General features: G+C 33.2%; 15 protein-coding genes. 11 read left to right on the plus strand and 4 right to left on the minus strand.

Features of this window, described 5'->3' with window-relative positions:
• The first annotated feature begins 671 nt into the window (after window positions 1–671).
• Window positions 672–1,154: a DUF5626 family protein gene (locus tag BR65_RS10000; protein ID WP_034538045.1), complete on the plus strand. Its 483-nt coding sequence runs from the start codon at window positions 672–674 to the stop codon at window positions 1,152–1,154.
• Between the two features lie 3 nt (window positions 1,155–1,157).
• Here the strand turns inward: BR65_RS10000 and BR65_RS10005 are convergent, their stop codons facing one another.
• Window positions 1,158–1,673 carry a helix-turn-helix domain-containing protein gene (locus BR65_RS10005; RefSeq protein ID WP_023176582.1) on the minus strand — a complete coding sequence of 172 codons (516 nt, stop codon included), beginning with the start codon at window positions 1,671–1,673 and terminating at the stop codon, window positions 1,158–1,160.
• Window positions 1,674–1,985: 312 nt separating this feature from the next.
• Here BR65_RS10005 and BR65_RS10010 point away from each other — a divergent pair, with 312 nt between their 5' ends.
• Window positions 1,986–2,426, plus strand: a complete 441-nt coding sequence (locus BR65_RS10010) for a hypothetical protein (RefSeq protein ID WP_156098864.1) — start codon at window positions 1,986–1,988, stop codon at window positions 2,424–2,426.
• Window positions 2,427–2,501: 75 nt separating this feature from the next.
• Here the strand turns inward: BR65_RS10010 and BR65_RS10015 are convergent, their stop codons facing one another.
• Window positions 2,502–2,801, minus strand: a complete 300-nt coding sequence (locus tag BR65_RS10015; protein ID WP_023176585.1) for a DUF5316 family protein — start codon at window positions 2,799–2,801, stop codon at window positions 2,502–2,504.
• Window positions 2,802–3,131: 330 nt separating this feature from the next.
• Complete coding sequence (locus BR65_RS10020) at window positions 3,132–3,647, minus strand: helix-turn-helix domain-containing protein (RefSeq protein WP_023176587.1); 516 nt, start codon at window positions 3,645–3,647, stop codon at window positions 3,132–3,134.
• A 343-nt stretch (window positions 3,648–3,990) separates the two neighbouring features.
• Between BR65_RS10020 and BR65_RS10025 the strand changes: the two genes are divergently transcribed.
• From BR65_RS10025 to BR65_RS10040, 4 genes are all read left to right on the plus strand, one after another.
• Window positions 3,991–5,283: a GntP family permease gene (locus tag BR65_RS10025; RefSeq protein ID WP_034538047.1), complete on the plus strand. Its 1,293-nt coding sequence runs from the start codon at window positions 3,991–3,993 to the stop codon at window positions 5,281–5,283.
• Window positions 5,284–5,308: 25 nt separating this feature from the next.
• Window positions 5,309–6,457 carry a glycerate kinase family protein gene (locus BR65_RS10030; protein WP_034538048.1) on the plus strand — a complete coding sequence of 383 codons (1,149 nt, stop codon included), beginning with the start codon at window positions 5,309–5,311 and terminating at the stop codon, window positions 6,455–6,457.
• Window positions 6,458–6,601: 144 nt separating this feature from the next.
• Window positions 6,602–7,606: a CdaR family transcriptional regulator gene (locus tag BR65_RS10035; protein WP_023176592.1), complete on the plus strand. Its 1,005-nt coding sequence runs from the start codon at window positions 6,602–6,604 to the stop codon at window positions 7,604–7,606.
• A gap of 18 nt (window positions 7,607–7,624) precedes the next feature.
• Window positions 7,625–8,227 (plus strand): NUDIX hydrolase N-terminal domain-containing protein, encoded by a 603-nt coding sequence (locus tag BR65_RS10040; protein ID WP_034538049.1) that lies wholly within the window; start codon window positions 7,625–7,627, stop codon window positions 8,225–8,227.
• A 104-nt stretch (window positions 8,228–8,331) separates the two neighbouring features.
• On the opposite strand, the gene BR65_RS10045 is transcribed toward BR65_RS10040, so the two are convergent.
• A complete protein-coding gene (locus tag BR65_RS10045) occupies window positions 8,332–8,643 on the minus strand; it encodes an ArsR/SmtB family transcription factor (RefSeq protein WP_023176595.1) in 312 nt (103 codons plus the stop codon).
• Between the two features lie 212 nt (window positions 8,644–8,855).
• Here BR65_RS10045 and BR65_RS10050 point away from each other — a divergent pair, with 212 nt between their 5' ends.
• From BR65_RS10050 to BR65_RS10070, 5 genes are all read left to right on the plus strand, one after another.
• On the plus strand, window positions 8,856–11,039 hold the full coding sequence (locus tag BR65_RS10050) for a heavy metal translocating P-type ATPase (RefSeq protein ID WP_034538050.1): 2,184 nt from the start codon (window positions 8,856–8,858) through the stop codon (window positions 11,037–11,039).
• A 773-nt stretch (window positions 11,040–11,812) separates the two neighbouring features.
• Window positions 11,813–12,382: a DUF2441 domain-containing protein gene (locus BR65_RS10055; protein WP_034538052.1), complete on the plus strand. Its 570-nt coding sequence runs from the start codon at window positions 11,813–11,815 to the stop codon at window positions 12,380–12,382.
• 63 nt (window positions 12,383–12,445) lie between these two features.
• On the plus strand, window positions 12,446–12,973 hold the full coding sequence (locus BR65_RS10060) for a GNAT family N-acetyltransferase (RefSeq protein WP_034538054.1): 528 nt from the start codon (window positions 12,446–12,448) through the stop codon (window positions 12,971–12,973).
• A 238-nt stretch (window positions 12,974–13,211) separates the two neighbouring features.
• Complete coding sequence (locus tag BR65_RS10065) at window positions 13,212–14,207, plus strand: MsnO8 family LLM class oxidoreductase (protein WP_034538057.1); 996 nt, start codon at window positions 13,212–13,214, stop codon at window positions 14,205–14,207.
• A 308-nt stretch (window positions 14,208–14,515) separates the two neighbouring features.
• Complete coding sequence (locus tag BR65_RS10070; RefSeq protein ID WP_023176602.1) at window positions 14,516–15,238, plus strand: amino acid ABC transporter ATP-binding protein; 723 nt, start codon at window positions 14,516–14,518, stop codon at window positions 15,236–15,238.
• Window positions 15,239–15,253: the final 15 nt, after the last annotated feature.

Consider the following 15,253-nt stretch of genomic DNA (forward strand, 5'->3'; position numbering starts at 1 on the left):
TATCGTGCTTATTTTAAAATTAAGATAAGCACGATACATGAAATTGGATAAAATCAGGTATCAAGAATACTGTTCTAATAGGGTTCTTTTTTGTATAGGGATCTAATGCATGATTTCGAGGTATGATAAACAAAATCATGTGTCGCTTTTATTAGAAGAAAAGACTTTTAAATGAGCTGCAATGTCTATTCAATATAAATTCAACAACTTTTATTAGGTTTGATGTGCAATAAAATTACAAATGTCGTTAATTCAGATTACTCTGAAAATTCAAGTGTCGTAGGGAGTAGAATCTTTTTATGTATAACTACTCATTGATTACACCTTAATAATTATTATATTTTTTTACTATCTTTAAAATAAATATAGGAACAAAAACTAAAGACTGCATAGCGATTGTTCTGATTATTGCACCTGATAGACCATTGCTGTTTGTAAAGAAATAGATCTCTATAAAAAGCACTGCAAATGAGATGATAAATAACATGATAATTTTTTTTAATGTAAGGTTCTCTCTCATTTCTATATCCCTTCAATTCATATTATTTTTTATAACTAATTTGTGACGGTAATAGTTACTAAATATTCTTTTAAATGAAATAAATAGTTATTAATACAACTTTATCTGCTATATTTTATATGTTACTAAAAAAATAGTTGGAGGAATTCATTTGAAAAAATTAATCTTTCTTTTAAGTAGTCTTGCTTTTTTTAGTTTTTTTACTGCAACAAAGGTACAAGCTGAAGAATCTTTTCCATCACCAGAGAGTAGTGTTTTCTATGATTTAAATCAAGGTGGACTACAGCAGTTTGAAGTTGAGAATGATCTAGGAGAGACCTATACCATTACCATTGAAGAAGAGCCTCAATTTTTTATTATGGCAAGTGCTGTTAAGAGTGGTACATATAAAATTACAAAAGAAAAAGCATTACAATGGAAAGCTAGTTACAAAATTGATGTAAGTAATAATAAAATTACACGAGCACACTCTGCTTCAGCAACAGCCTTCACTGGAAGCTTTAAAAGTTTATTATTGAAAGTAGATAGTTCTACACAAGCCACTTATTATTTAAAGCGAACAATATTACTTGCAGAGACCTCTATAAACTTAAGAGCTAAGTTGGCAGGAAGCAGTATTTCGATAACGTATTAGTCATTACTCGCCAAGGTACTCAACAGTAACCGTCCCCCAGCCGAAAATATCGCTTAAAATACCGTATCCAATGAACAAATTAAATGCTATACAACAAATACACGCTATGTAGACTACCTTATATAGTGTGTTTGTTTTTTTATTTCTAATGATGAGAAGAGGGGAGACAATTAAACCTAAAGGTGCGATTAAGAAACTGAGAATAGAAAGAACCAATAACATTAAACCTTCATCGTTTTCACTTGTTCCACGAATAAAATCTAATTTTCGATAATTTTCTTGGATCTTAAGTTCATTTGTTTCGATTTTTTTTTTAAGCACTTGGTTTTCTTTCAGCAATTCGTCTATGGATACTTCATAGTAAACACTCAGTTTTACTAGATTATCCAAATCAGGATAGCTATTGCCATTTTCCCATTTTGAAATTGACTGTCTGGAAATGCTTAAATATTCCGCCACATTTCCTTGGGAAAAACCTTTATTGATTCTGCTTTCTTTTAAACGTTCTCCTAATGCCACAACTTTTCCTCCTCGTATCTTATTTTTCTTTATCGTACCTGAAAGTAAGCACCTTTGGCTATAAGCCAGTGGTTGCGTTTAGCACGCATTGGTTTACATTAGGGGATAAAATCAATAAAACTACTCGTGCAACAAATAGTTGCTATTGTGTAAACGACTAGGTTCTATAAAAGTTAGTAAAAATAGTTGATAATAGTTATAGCCAGGAACAACTAATGATTAAATGTAATGGTCTTCATTTTTAGTACATTACAGCTCAGAATAAAAATTAGGAGCAGACAATTGCTTCTTATAAAAAAGGGAGGTATATTTTTGAATAACAGACATAAAAAAGGTGTTTTTATGTTAACTGTACTTTTATTTCTAGCGTCTTGTACTCAAAAAAAAGAACAATTAGAAGTATTTTCCATTCCCATATCTAATGGAGAAGTTTCCGTGAAAAATTTTAATATCATCAGTACTAAAGGCCAAATATATATTGAAGACAACTATTATTTGAAATTTCAGGATGAAAACATAAAGAGTATTAATTTTGGTATTTATGATAAAGAAAGTAAACTAATCTATTCGTTTGCGCAAAATGTTGATTTCTTTAGGGATACTGATAAGATCGAAGAGAACACAGGTTTTATTATTGATAGTAGTCATTTTAGAACGGGCGATGAAATAAAAATAGAAGTTAACTATACTTATAGTGACGGGACAAAAAAATCCTTTACTAGTAATGAAAAGCTTGAAAATGAGAATGAATAAATTGCAGCGTTATAAATTAACGCAGCATGGATAACTGAATCATGAACAAAGCTATGAGGTTACTACCAGAAGCAATTAAGAAAGATAGTCAACGAGCAAAACTAAATAAAAGGGTAGGGCGAAAATTAATATTTTCCAACTATAAAAAATAGATTTTGTTGTGTTTACCGGATTTGAATAATAATTACAGCGTTGTCTATCACCGCTAACGAAAGCTCCAGAAAGTATTATTGCAAGGACAGTCAAACCAACAGAAGAATAATGAATTGTTTTGTTAAAACTAAGACTTGTAAAAATAGCTAGTAAATAAATCAAAAATATTAAAACGACACTTATATAGAAAATCTTTACCGTAGCAAGTAAACTTCTTTTCATTGGAGTATCTCCTTTTAACTAGTGATTGTTTTTACATTCGTTCAAATTTATATTATACTTGATATTGTTCAGCAAATCACTTGCGGTTCCGTTTTTCTGTGACCTGGTTTGTGAAAAGTATATATTGTTGTTGGTTTTAACTTTTACTATTAAAGTGAAAAGGTAAAGATGGTAATTTGCATCGGTGTAAAAGGATGTTTGTTAAAGTAACAAATTGTTGGCAAGTATTTATAGATACTGTGATATGGCTAAAAAAAGATCGAGACAGTTTAATTTGTCTCGATCTCTTTTTTATTTAGAGTGCTTATGTTACTAGTTTTTACATAGAGTTTATTCGCCAAGATACTCAACAGTTGTAGTTCCCCAGCCTAAATAGTCCCCAGTAATACTATAAATAACAAATGCATTAACTAATAAACTACAAGCACACGCAAAGTAAACAAATTTATGCAGTGTATTTGTTTTTTTATTTCGTTTCATTACAATTGGCGCTACAAATAAACCGAATGGAGCAATTAAGCAACCCATAAAAGCAAGGATTAGAAGTATGAGTCCTTCATCTTTTTCAGTATTCCTCCAAATAGAATCTATCTTTTTGTTAGATTCTTCAATTTCAAGTTCATTTATTTCAATTTTTTTCTTAAGGTTTTGATTTTCTTTCAGCAATTCATCAATTGAAACTTCATAATATGTACTTAACTTTACTAAATTGTCTAAGTCAGGATAACTATTATTATTTTCCCATTTTGAAATCGATTGTCTTGAAATATTTAAATATTCCGCCACATCTCCTTGGGAAAACCCTTTATTGACCCTACTTTCTTTTAGGCGCTCGCCTAATGCCATGTTTACTCCTCCTTGAAACCTTGCTTTTCTCTATCATACCGAAAGTAAAGACGGTTGACTATACTTTATGGGTTATATTTTAACAATGGATGATTTAATTAAGTGAAAAATTTCGTTTTTTATTGGACTGAAAATGAAAATCTAGTTTTTTAGAAAAGGGTGACGTATTTAGTAATAAAGAGGTGATAAATTCTGAGTTTTTCACACATCGTAAATCAAAGGCTTGACGAGGTTGGTTTTGTGCATTTGCACAATTACTTTTGTTAGTATGACAATAGATTTTTGATGAAATGAAAAATATAATGTAAGCGCACACAGACAAATGTTAGGAGATGTTTTAGATATGGTAGATAGTACGATTCCTTGGTTTGCAGCGATTATTGGGTTACTCGTTGCAATTATACTTATTTTGAAAAAATTTAATCCTGTATATTCTTTATTCTTTGGAGCAATTATTGGTTCATTGATTGGTGGAGCTTCATTGGTTACAACGATAGATATTTTAATTAATGGGACACAAAGCATTATTGGAACAGCTATTCGAGTTCTTGCAGCAGGTATGTTGGCAGGAGTAATGATGGAATCCGGTGCAGCGGAGTCGATTGCAAATGCGATCGTTACTAAACTAGGGGATCAAAAAGCTATTTTATCTTTGGCTCTTTCAACTATGATCATTACTGCAGTGGGTGTATTCATTCCAGTAGCTGTATTGATTGTTGCCCCTATTGCATTGTCTGTAGGGAAACAAACAGGTATCAGTAAGATTGCCTTATTAACGGCTTTATCGGGCGGGGGAAAAGCTGGAAATATTATTTCTCCAAACCCAAATACGATTGCTGCAGCAAATGGTTTCGATTTAAACTTAAGCAGTGTCATGTTAGCTGGTTTTATCCCCGCTGTATTTGGACTTGTAACTGCTGTTATTATTGCAAATGCAATCAAAAATAAAGGTGAAATGGTAAGAGATAGAGATATTCTGAAGCAAGAAACAAAAGAATTAATGCCTTTGAGAAAAGCATTAGTCGCTCCAGGATTATCAATTTTCTTATTGTTGATCAATCCAATCGGAACAGTCCTAAAAATAGATGCTATTGCAAATTTAAAAATAGACGCATTGTATATATTACCTTTTGCTTCAATTGTAGGAACGATTGCAATGGGACATGCGAATAAAATCAGTGAATATGCTTCTTCAGGAATTAAACGCGTAACAGATACGGTTCTAATTCTGATAGGTGCTGGAGCGATTGCAGGACTGATATCTGCATCTGATCTGTCTGTTCAAGTAGTAAAAGTAATTGAAATGATAGGAATTTCAGGTACATTCTTAGCACCAATCTCAGGTATTTTGATGGGATTAGCAGTAGGATCAACTTCTACGGCCGTCATTCTTGCTACTGGCTCATTCGGAGAGGCAATTTTAAATACCGGAACTTCTTCTTTAGCAGCATCTGTAATGGTTCATACAGGAGCAACCGTTATTGATAGTGTTCCTCAAGGAAATTATTTCCATATTACGGCAAATAGTATGCATATGACAATTAAAGAAAGAATGAAAGTTATTCCATATGAAATGTGTATAGGTGGGGTAATGGCTGTAGTCGCAACAGTGTTGTATGGATTTATCCTTAATTAATCAAAAGAAAAGAGGAAAATAAAAAATGAAGAAAACATTTGTGGTGGCACCTGATTCTTTTAAAGAAAGCATGAGCGCAAAAGAAGCCTGTGAAGCAATGGCTAGAGGAATCAAGAAAGTTTTTACAGATGCGGAGATCAAACTTGTTCCTATGGCTGATGGTGGCGAAGGAACAGTGGATTCGTTAGTAGATGCAACACAAGGAAGAAGGATCGAAGTTGAAGTATCTGGACCGATTTTCCAAGAAAAAGTAACAGCATATTATGGCATTTTAGGTGACTGCAAAACGGCTGTTATTGAAATGGCGAAAGCAAATGGGATCGAACTGTTAGCAAAAGAGCGACGAAATCCACTCATCACGTCTACATATGGTACGGGTGAATTAATCAAAGCAGCTCTTGATGAAGGTGTAGAAAAAATTATTATTGGAATTGGCGGCAGTGTAACAAACGACGGCGGAGCTGGAATGGCTGAAGCGTTAGGTGTGAAATTTCTAGATCAAAATGGACAACCCGTTCCTCAAGGAGGAGGATCTTTAAATCTTTTAGCTTCAATTGATACTTCTGAACTAGACCCCCGCATAAAAGATATTGAAATAGAAATTGCTAGTGATGTTACGAATCCTTTGACAGGTGAACATGGGGCTTCTAATGTTTTTGGTCCTCAAAAGGGAGCTACTCCTGAAATGGTAGAACAGTTAGATGCTAATTTGAAACACTACGCACAGATTATTCAAAGAGATGTTCAAAAAACAATTGAACACTTACCTGGATCTGGAGCAGCAGGTGGTTTAGGTGCTGGTTTACTTGCTTTTACCAATGCAATATTAAAACCTGGCATTGATATTGTTATCGAAATCAATGAATTAGAAGCACATATTGCTGGTGCAGATTTTGTTTTTACAGGTGAAGGAGGAATGGATTTCCAAACTAAATTTGGCAAAGCACCATATGGAGTTGCAAAAGTTGCAAAACACTACCAAAAACCAGTCTTTGCTTGTGCTGGGTATGTCGGAAAAGATGTAGAAGTGCTTTATGATGAAGGAATGACGGCAATTTTTGGTATTATGGCAAAAGCAGAACCAATTGAGGAAGCTTTGAAAAACGGAGAATCAAATCTAGAACGAACTTGTGAAAACATTGCTCGAATATTATATTTGGCCAATGGTATATAGTCCTGATTTAGGAATAAAATAAACAGAAAACTTGATATTTTAAGTCTAAAGTAAGATACTTTAACGTATATGTCGGTCAAGAACCAGTTTAGAAGTTGTCATTTCTAAACTGGTTTTTGCATAGAAAAGGTGGCAGAGGGGCAGTTGTTAACTAAAAAACAAGCTAGTTTAATCGTCAGCAAGCTGATGGGAGATATCCCTTATAACATTAATATTATGAATGATTTAGGGATCATTATTGCAAGTGGCGACAGTAATCGGATAGGAACTTCGCATAGAGCAGCTGAACGAGCGATCAAAGAAAAAAAGATCATTGAAGTTTACCATGATACGCATCTAGAGAAAAAAGGAACCAATGAGCCAATCATTTATGAAGATAAAATAATTGGAGTGGTGGGCATCACAGGTGAACCTGACGAAGTTCGCCCGTTTACAAAAATTGTCAAGACTGTTTCCCTTTTGCTTATTGAAGAACTAAATATTTATAAGCAAAAAGAGGAAGATAGAGTTGCGAAGAAAGCTTTTTTGAAGCAGTTAATAGATTCGGATGGCGTATATACAGAATCATTAAAAAAAGAAGCAAGGGAAAACTATAAATTAGAACTAGGAAAGCTGTATTATGGAGTTTTTGCTGAAGGAAAAGACGTTTTACGGTCAGTTGCCTATAAGAAAGAAGTATTTGCATGGCATGAAGGATATATAATTTTTTTAGAAACGCTGGAACCAATAACTACAAGGAATGATGAGCTGATTATTATCAGTACACATGAAAAAAATATTGGACTTATTCTTCAAAATATCAAACAAACACATTTGATGCTTTCCTTTTTTAAATGGAAGAAAAAAGGAATCGAACGAACGGATACTTATTATTTAGCTAATTTATTTTCATTTTCTATTCCGCCAAATCAGGATCTTTTGAAAAAAATAAAAGAAGCAGCGCCAGAATATGCAGAAACATTAGTTTGTTTTGCACGAAATAATAAGAGCATCAACGATACTTCATTGGAACTTCATATTCACAGAAATACATTGAATTATAGAATTCAAAAGATAGAAGAGATAACGGGAAGAAATCCTCGTATTTGGTATGAATTATGGGAGCTGTTTTATCATTTTGCTTATCATTTCATGAATGAGGAAGATTAAAGAAAGGACTAGATTTATTTGACTTTAAATTACTTAGAACAATATAGGAGATTGCTTTCAATAGCTGAGGCAGGAATATTTTATGGGAAAGATCCATTTGATAAAGAACGTTATGAAGAATTACAAAAGCTGTCATTGAATTTAATAAGCCATTTGGGAAATGAACCAATTGAAAAGTTGGAAAATATTATAGATTCTAGTGAAGGATACCCTACTCCTAAAATTGATGTTAGAGCGTTTATCAAGAAAGAGAATAAAATATTGCTTGTAGAAGATTTGACGACAAAAGAGTGGGCATTGCCTGGGGGTTATGCAGAAGTCGGATTAACACCCAAAGAAAATATTATAAAAGAAGTAATGGAGGAAACGGGCTTAATTGTGGAAGATTGTGTGTTGATTGCTGTAGTTGATACAAACTTACGAAAGGATATCCCTCAGATGTTTCAGTATTATAAACTGGTATTTTATTGTACAGTTACGGGCGGAATATTTAAAGAAAACATCGAAACTTCTGACGTAGATTTTTTTGACTTAGATAATCTACCTAAATTATCGTTAAATAGAACAACTAAAGAACAATTAATGGAATTATCGAATAGTACAAATGTTTATTGTGACTGATTGTTTTATTGTATTGTTATTTAAATGATTAAAGAGAAAGACTGCCTTTATAGTTTAGGGCGGTCTTTCTCTTTGGGTAATAAACCAACTAAAATGCTGTAAAGTTAGTTGGATTCTTTACTATGTGTGATAACTTGTTCTAATAGATTAAAAACATGGTCGTCATCTAAACTATAAAAAATGGTTTTTCCGTCTCTTCTAGTTTTAACTAAATGAGCTTTCTTTAGTGCATTTAATTTATGAGAAACAGCGGATTGTTCCATATTTATTAAATTAGTGATTTCTCCTACACTTAATTCTTGGTCTTTTAATAAATAGATTATGGAAAGTCTAGCTTCATTTTGTAAAATTTTGAATATTTTACTAACGGATGTAAGTGTTTCTGGATCTAAAATAGATGGTTCTTTATTTGCCATGATTAACCTCCTTGGATACATGAAGTAAGTCTCATGTGTTAAGGATAGCACGCTTTTTTCTAAAAGCAAGTAGTGTAAAGGTAGTTTTAAACCGGCCTAATCTTGTTGACTTTATTCTTATGCGTGGTATACTTTTTTTGAAACATATGAATAAAATATCATATGTAAAACAGAGTTATTACGATTTAGAAATAAGTACAGGAGGAATTTTTATGTCTGAAGAAAAGAAACGCCATGAATGGATACTTGAGGGTATAGATTGTGCAAATTGTGCTAATAAGATTGAAAATGGCGTATCAAAAATTGAAGGCGTCACAAACAGCAATGCTAATTATATGACAAAGACCCTTAGTTTTGATGTTGACGAACAAAAAGAGTTGAACATTCTGCCAGTCATCAAATCAAAAATAAATAAACTAGAACCTGATGTAACGTTGCTCTCTAAATCAACTAAGCTTCCAATTGGAAAAGATGGTCGTGCATCAGATAAAAATAAAGGAACAAGCCATCTAGAAGACTCACATCATTCACACGATCATAGTCATGAAGAAGGCAATGTGAAAACTACTATTAGTCGGTTGGTCCTTTCTTTGCTTTTATTACTGGCTGCGAATTTTGTACCTATGAATGAAATAGTGTCCTTAGGATTATTTGTGGCAGCTTATCTTGTAGCCGGATACGATGTGGTCTGGAGAGCCATCAAAAACATGTTCAATGGACAACTGTTTGATGAGAATTTTTTGATGACTATCGCTACGATAAGTGCTTTTTATATTCAGGAATATCCAGAAGCGGTAGCCGTTATGCTCTTTTATCAAGTAGGAGAAATTTTCCAAGATATCGCCGTTAGTAGATCACGACGCTCGATTGCTGATTTGATGGATATAAGACCGGACTATGCAAATCTAAAGCTAGCAGATGGCAGCACGCGCAGCGTATCGCCAGACACGATTAGAGTTGGCGATACGATTGTCATACGGCCAGGAGAAAAGGTTCCTTTAGATGGGGAAATCATTACTGGAACGTCATCAATGGATACTTCTGCATTAACGGGTGAGTCTGTTCCTAGGAGTGTGGCAGTAAAGGACAGTGTATTGAGTGGATTTATCAATAAAAATGGTCTAATTGAAGTGAAAGTTGAGAAGCTTTTTTCTGAATCAACAGTTACAAAAATCCTTGATTTAGTAGAAAATGCAAGCGGTCGAAAAGCTCCAACTGAAAACTTTATTACGAAGTTTGCGCGTTACTATACACCCGTTGTTGTTATTCTGGCTTTAGTGCTAGCGATTATTCCTCCACTAGTTTTTCCAGAGGCTACATTTAATGAATGGATCTATCGAGCAAGTATTTTCCTTGTTATTTCTTGTCCGTGTGCATTGGTTGTATCAATTCCTGTGGGCTTCTTTGGTGGGATTGGAGCAGCTTCAAAAAAAGGAATTTTAGTGAAAGGAAGCAACTTCTTAGAAGGATTGAATGATATTAAATACGTCATTATGGATAAGACTGGAACGTTAACAAAGGGTAAATTTGAAATTACGGATATTCAGCCTGTAAACGGATGGAATAAACACCAATTATTAGAATTAGCTGCATATGCTGAAACTCATTCTTCACATCCAATTGCTGATTCAATTAAAGAAAAATATGAAGAACAAATTGATGAGAACCGAATCACGGAATATAAGGATATTTCAGGCCATGGTATCCAAGCAATAGTAGATGGGAAAGAAGTATTGGCAGGAAATGCAAAATTAATGCAAAAATACAACATTTCATTCACTGAATCAACTAAAATTGGAACCATTATTTATATAGCTGTCGATAAAGAGTATGCTGGTCATATTTTGATTGCAGACGCAATCAAGGAAGATGCTGCTGCAGGAATAGCATTAATGAAAGAAAAAGGCGTACAGCACGTTATTATGCTAACGGGAGACTCAAAATCAGTAGGGGAAGCCGTTGCTAAAGAATTAGGAATTGACGAGTTCTATGCAGAGCTTTTACCACAAGATAAAGTAGATAAAATGGAAGAGATTATGGCACGCAAAGGTCCAAAAGAAAAAGTAGCTTTTGTTGGTGACGGAATCAATGATACCCCTGTACTTGCCCGTTCAGATATAGGGATCGCAATGGGAGGATTAGGTTCAGACGCAGCAATTGAAGCAGCTGATGTCGTTATAATGGACGATAAACCATCTAAAATTGGAACAGTCATGCAAGTCGCAAAAGATACTCGAAGAATTGTATGGCAAAATATAATTTTAGCCCTTGCAGTAAAAGGTTTTTTCTTAATACTAGGAGCATTTGGCTTTGCAACCATGTGGGAAGCTGTTTTTGCAGATGTTGGCGTAACGGTTATTGCCGTTATAAACTCAATGCGAGTACTAAAAAAATAATTTAGTGTTGAATGAAAAGGTCGCCCTATAGAAATCTTCAAGTTTTCTATAGGGTGGCCTTATTTTTATTTGTACAGAAAATAAATAGGGTTATTTCAAAATCAAACCTTTTAAAATAGCATATGTAAACCGCTGGTTGCTAAATATAAACGGCTGCGTTCTTTTTAAAATTAATTATTAACTATATTATTAAGTCATAAATTATGTAATCTAAGTTAGTCGTACAAAGTTTTATTACCGCTACTCAAACGGAAAATAGATTTGAGTAAATCGAATTAAGTCTTATTGCGTCAACTCAAACGGAAAAAGGATTTGAGTTAGTCGAATTAAGCCGTATTGCGTCAACTCAAATAGAAAGCGGTTCTGAGTTAGTCAAATTAGAGCTCATTGCACTAACTCGAAATGGAAAGGCATCTGTTTTAGATGAACTAAGGCTCGTATTTAGTCAAATGATTTTTCCTTCTTAGTGTCAAATTGGTCTATTTTCGAAATAGTAACGATCTATCTTAACAGTTACGATAAGAAACATGCCCTAATAACTGTATTATTAAATGAAAGTATATACTATTTTGGTCGGTCTTTAGGTTATACTATTAACAATTAAAATATTTGAAAATGATAAACTAAAGTGTGTTTCCAAATATATTGTTGATAGCTGTTTATTGTTATTATTTATTTGCTCCATTGTAGTAAATATACAGGCCTTTCACTAAAAATTATTTTTATTGAATACTTAAATATATACTAAAACAGGTCTTAAAAGAAGGAGGTTTATGAACTTGCAATACTATCATTTAGTAACAAGAAAACCGATGCATGTTGGTCAAAAAATTGTTTTTGATAAAACTCATAAAAATCGACTGTATTCCTTTTTTTTAGATAATAATTTTAAAAATAAAACAAATGAGACCGTTGATCAGATAATCCATCGTTTAGATTCATCGATTGATGATGTTGAATTATCATTTTTAAAAAACTCCCAATCTCATACTTCAAGAGCCATTAGAGAAGTCATTACTGAAATGATTAGGTTAGAATATTTTCCGACGCTTCCTTCAAGGTTCGAATGTTTATATGGGTCTGATAGTCTGCAGGGTATATTTGAATGGAAAGAGTTGTTTGAATCCTATAACAGAGAGATTCTTCAAATTGTCAAATTAAAAACTTCTGGACCGATTTTTAAAGGAAACGCTGATTCCCTGCCGTCTTTAGAAAATTGTTCTTTTTTAGAAAAAATCGATCAAGCAAAAGAGTACTGGAGTTCTCCTGCTGAAAATTATCTCACTGAAGTATTAATTGGTGGAGAAATTTTTGTGACAGAAATTATTGAAGATTTTCAATAAAGATGACTTCATCTTAATATGTAAAAAAACTCAAAAATATGTCTTTTGAAAGGAATACACCTAATGAAGAGTATTGAATATCGTAAAATTACTGAAGAATATGCAATAGATCTACAGTTACCTAATGAACCCTTCAAAGTTTTTGGTCGTATGATCATTAACCGAAACAATGAGGAATGGTCTTATGAAACGGAGATGTTTGCAGAAGCCTATTATATGACTTTTCCAGAAGAAGAGTATAGTTTTGAAATGATTACTAGAAATGGATTTGTGCTAGGAGCTTATGAGAATGGAAACTGTATCGGTTTAGCCATTTTTCAAAATGATCCAGGTAAATATATGTATCTATACGATTTAAAAGTGAATAAAGAATTTCGTAGAAAAGGAATTGCGGAAGAATTAATTTCTAGCGGTTTGAAATTAGTTCGAAGTTTAGGATACGCTGGAATTTATACGATTGGACAAGATAATAATCTAGCAGCATGTAAGTTTTATTTAAAACAAAATTTTGTCATTGGTGGTTTGAATACAAATGATTACAAACACACAAAACAAGAAGGTAAGTCCAATATTTATTTTTACTTAGATTAAAAAGTATTTTAAAACTATTTCGTTAAGAAAAAAGGATTTATAGTGAAATTAGTTATTTGTTTTGCTAAACGAATAGGTAATCACTACATTAAGACTTAAACATAGAAAACTAATAGTCGTTTCTTTATAATGGAAATAATGATGAAAAAGTAACGAATGGAAATTTATTTGTTACCTAGTTAGTAGTATCAAGAATTAATACTAAAACTGTTTATATATATAAGGAGATGGAAAAATAGTGAGATTAAGTGTCTTAGATCAAGCACCGATAACCAGCGGAAATACAGCTGCAGAAGCTTTATTAAAAGCTGAAGAATTGGCTATTTTAGCAGATGAATTAGGGTATACACGTATGTGGATGGCGGAACACCATGGCACGAATGGTTATGCAAGTTCAGCGCCTGAGATTACAGCAGCGCATTTAGCAGCAAAAACAAAAAATATTCGAATCGGCACAGGCGGCGTTATGATGATGCATTATTCACCCTTGAAATTAGCGGAAGTTTTTAAAACGTTAAGTGCTTTCTCACCAGGAAGAATCGATTTTGGAGTAGGTCGTGCTCCAGGTGGCGACAATAATTCAATCTATGCTTTATCAGAAGGTCGTCAGCCTATGTTGGACAATATGTATGAAAAATTTGATACGGCATTAAAATTAATCAATGATGAAGTACCTGAAGATCGATTATATAATCGAACAATTGCTACTCCTTCACACATTCAATTGCCTGAATCTTGGTTACTGGGTTCTAGTGGAAGTAGCGCACGAAAAGCCGCTCAAATGGGAGTGGGTTATTCTTTTGCTCAATTCTTTATGGGTGGAATGACAAAAGATATCTTAGATGAATACAGAGTCAATTTTCAACCTTCTGCTTTTATGGAAAAACCGAACATCAATGTAGCGTATCTTGTGACGACAGCTGAAACTAGAGAAGAAGCAGAATATGAAGCTAAGCCACAAGATATTGCACGTCTATTGATGAGAAAAGGACAAATGGGTCAATTGCTGACACCTGAAGAAGCACAACATTATCCTTTAACCGAAATTGATCAATTAACGATAAAACAAGGACGCGAATTACATTTAGTAGGCACACCCAAAGAAATCGCTGCAAAATTATTAGAAGATCAAGAGAGGTATGGTTTTGATGAAGCGATGATCTGTAGTATTCCTCATTCACAAGAAAAACGATTAAATGTATACCGTTTATTAGCAAAAGAATTATTACAATAAAAGATAAAAAACAGAATATAATTTAAAAAAAGACATTATTTCCTAGGAAATAATGTCTTTTTTGGCAATTTAATGATAAAAAAATGATAGTTTTGTCATTTTTAAACAGCTATAATAAAAGGTTTCAAAACATATTTATTAAACTATTGCTAAACTGGTGTTATAAAACCTAACATAACAACGCTATATTTTAATTGATTTCTAATAAAAGTGTATTTATAATTTGGCTTTAAGCAGAAATAACTTGCTTAAACAGTACAAAATATCTAAGTACTGGAAAAGTTCTTGCAAAAGGGGATGAGGCAAAGTTGATTAAATTACAGAATGTAAATAAATATTTTGGAGACCACCATGTACTAAAAGATGTGAATCTAGAGGTGGCGGAGGGAGAAAAAGTCGTTATTATAGGACCTTCTGGTTCTGGGAAAAGTACCACAGTCAGATGCATGAATTTTCTGGAAGAACCTACAACAGGAGAAGTTTATATAGATGGAAATCAGCTAACTTCAAAAAATAAACTAGAAACGGTACGAAATTCCTCTGCAATGGTTTTTCAACAATTCAACCTATACCCACATATGACTGTGTTAGGAAACCTAACAATAGGTCCAATGAAATTGCAGAACAAGACTAAAGAAGAAGCAGAAGAAATGGCTTATCGATATTTAGATATTGTAGGATTAAGAGAAAAAGCAACGGCATACCCTTCATCATTATCAGGCGGACAACAACAAAGAGTAGCCATCGCTAGATCACTTTGTTCAGAGAAGAAAATTATTTTATTCGATGAACCGACTTCTGCTTTAGATCCTGAGACGGTCCAAGAAGTCTTGGACGTAATGATCAAGTTATCCAGCATGAATATTACGATGGTTGTTGTGACGCACGAAATGGGTTTTGCTAAACAAGTAGCTGATCGTGTTATTTTTATGGATGATGGGACCATTCTTGAAGTAGGACCGCCAGAACACTTCTTTGAGAACCCTACACATGAACGAACGAAAGAATTTTTAAGCAAAATTTTAAGATAAAAAAATGATAATTAC

It is taken from the genome of Carnobacterium inhibens subsp. inhibens DSM 13024 (assembly GCF_000746825.1).
GTDB classification, from domain to species: Bacteria; Bacillota; Bacilli; order Lactobacillales; family Carnobacteriaceae; genus Carnobacterium_B; species Carnobacterium_B inhibens.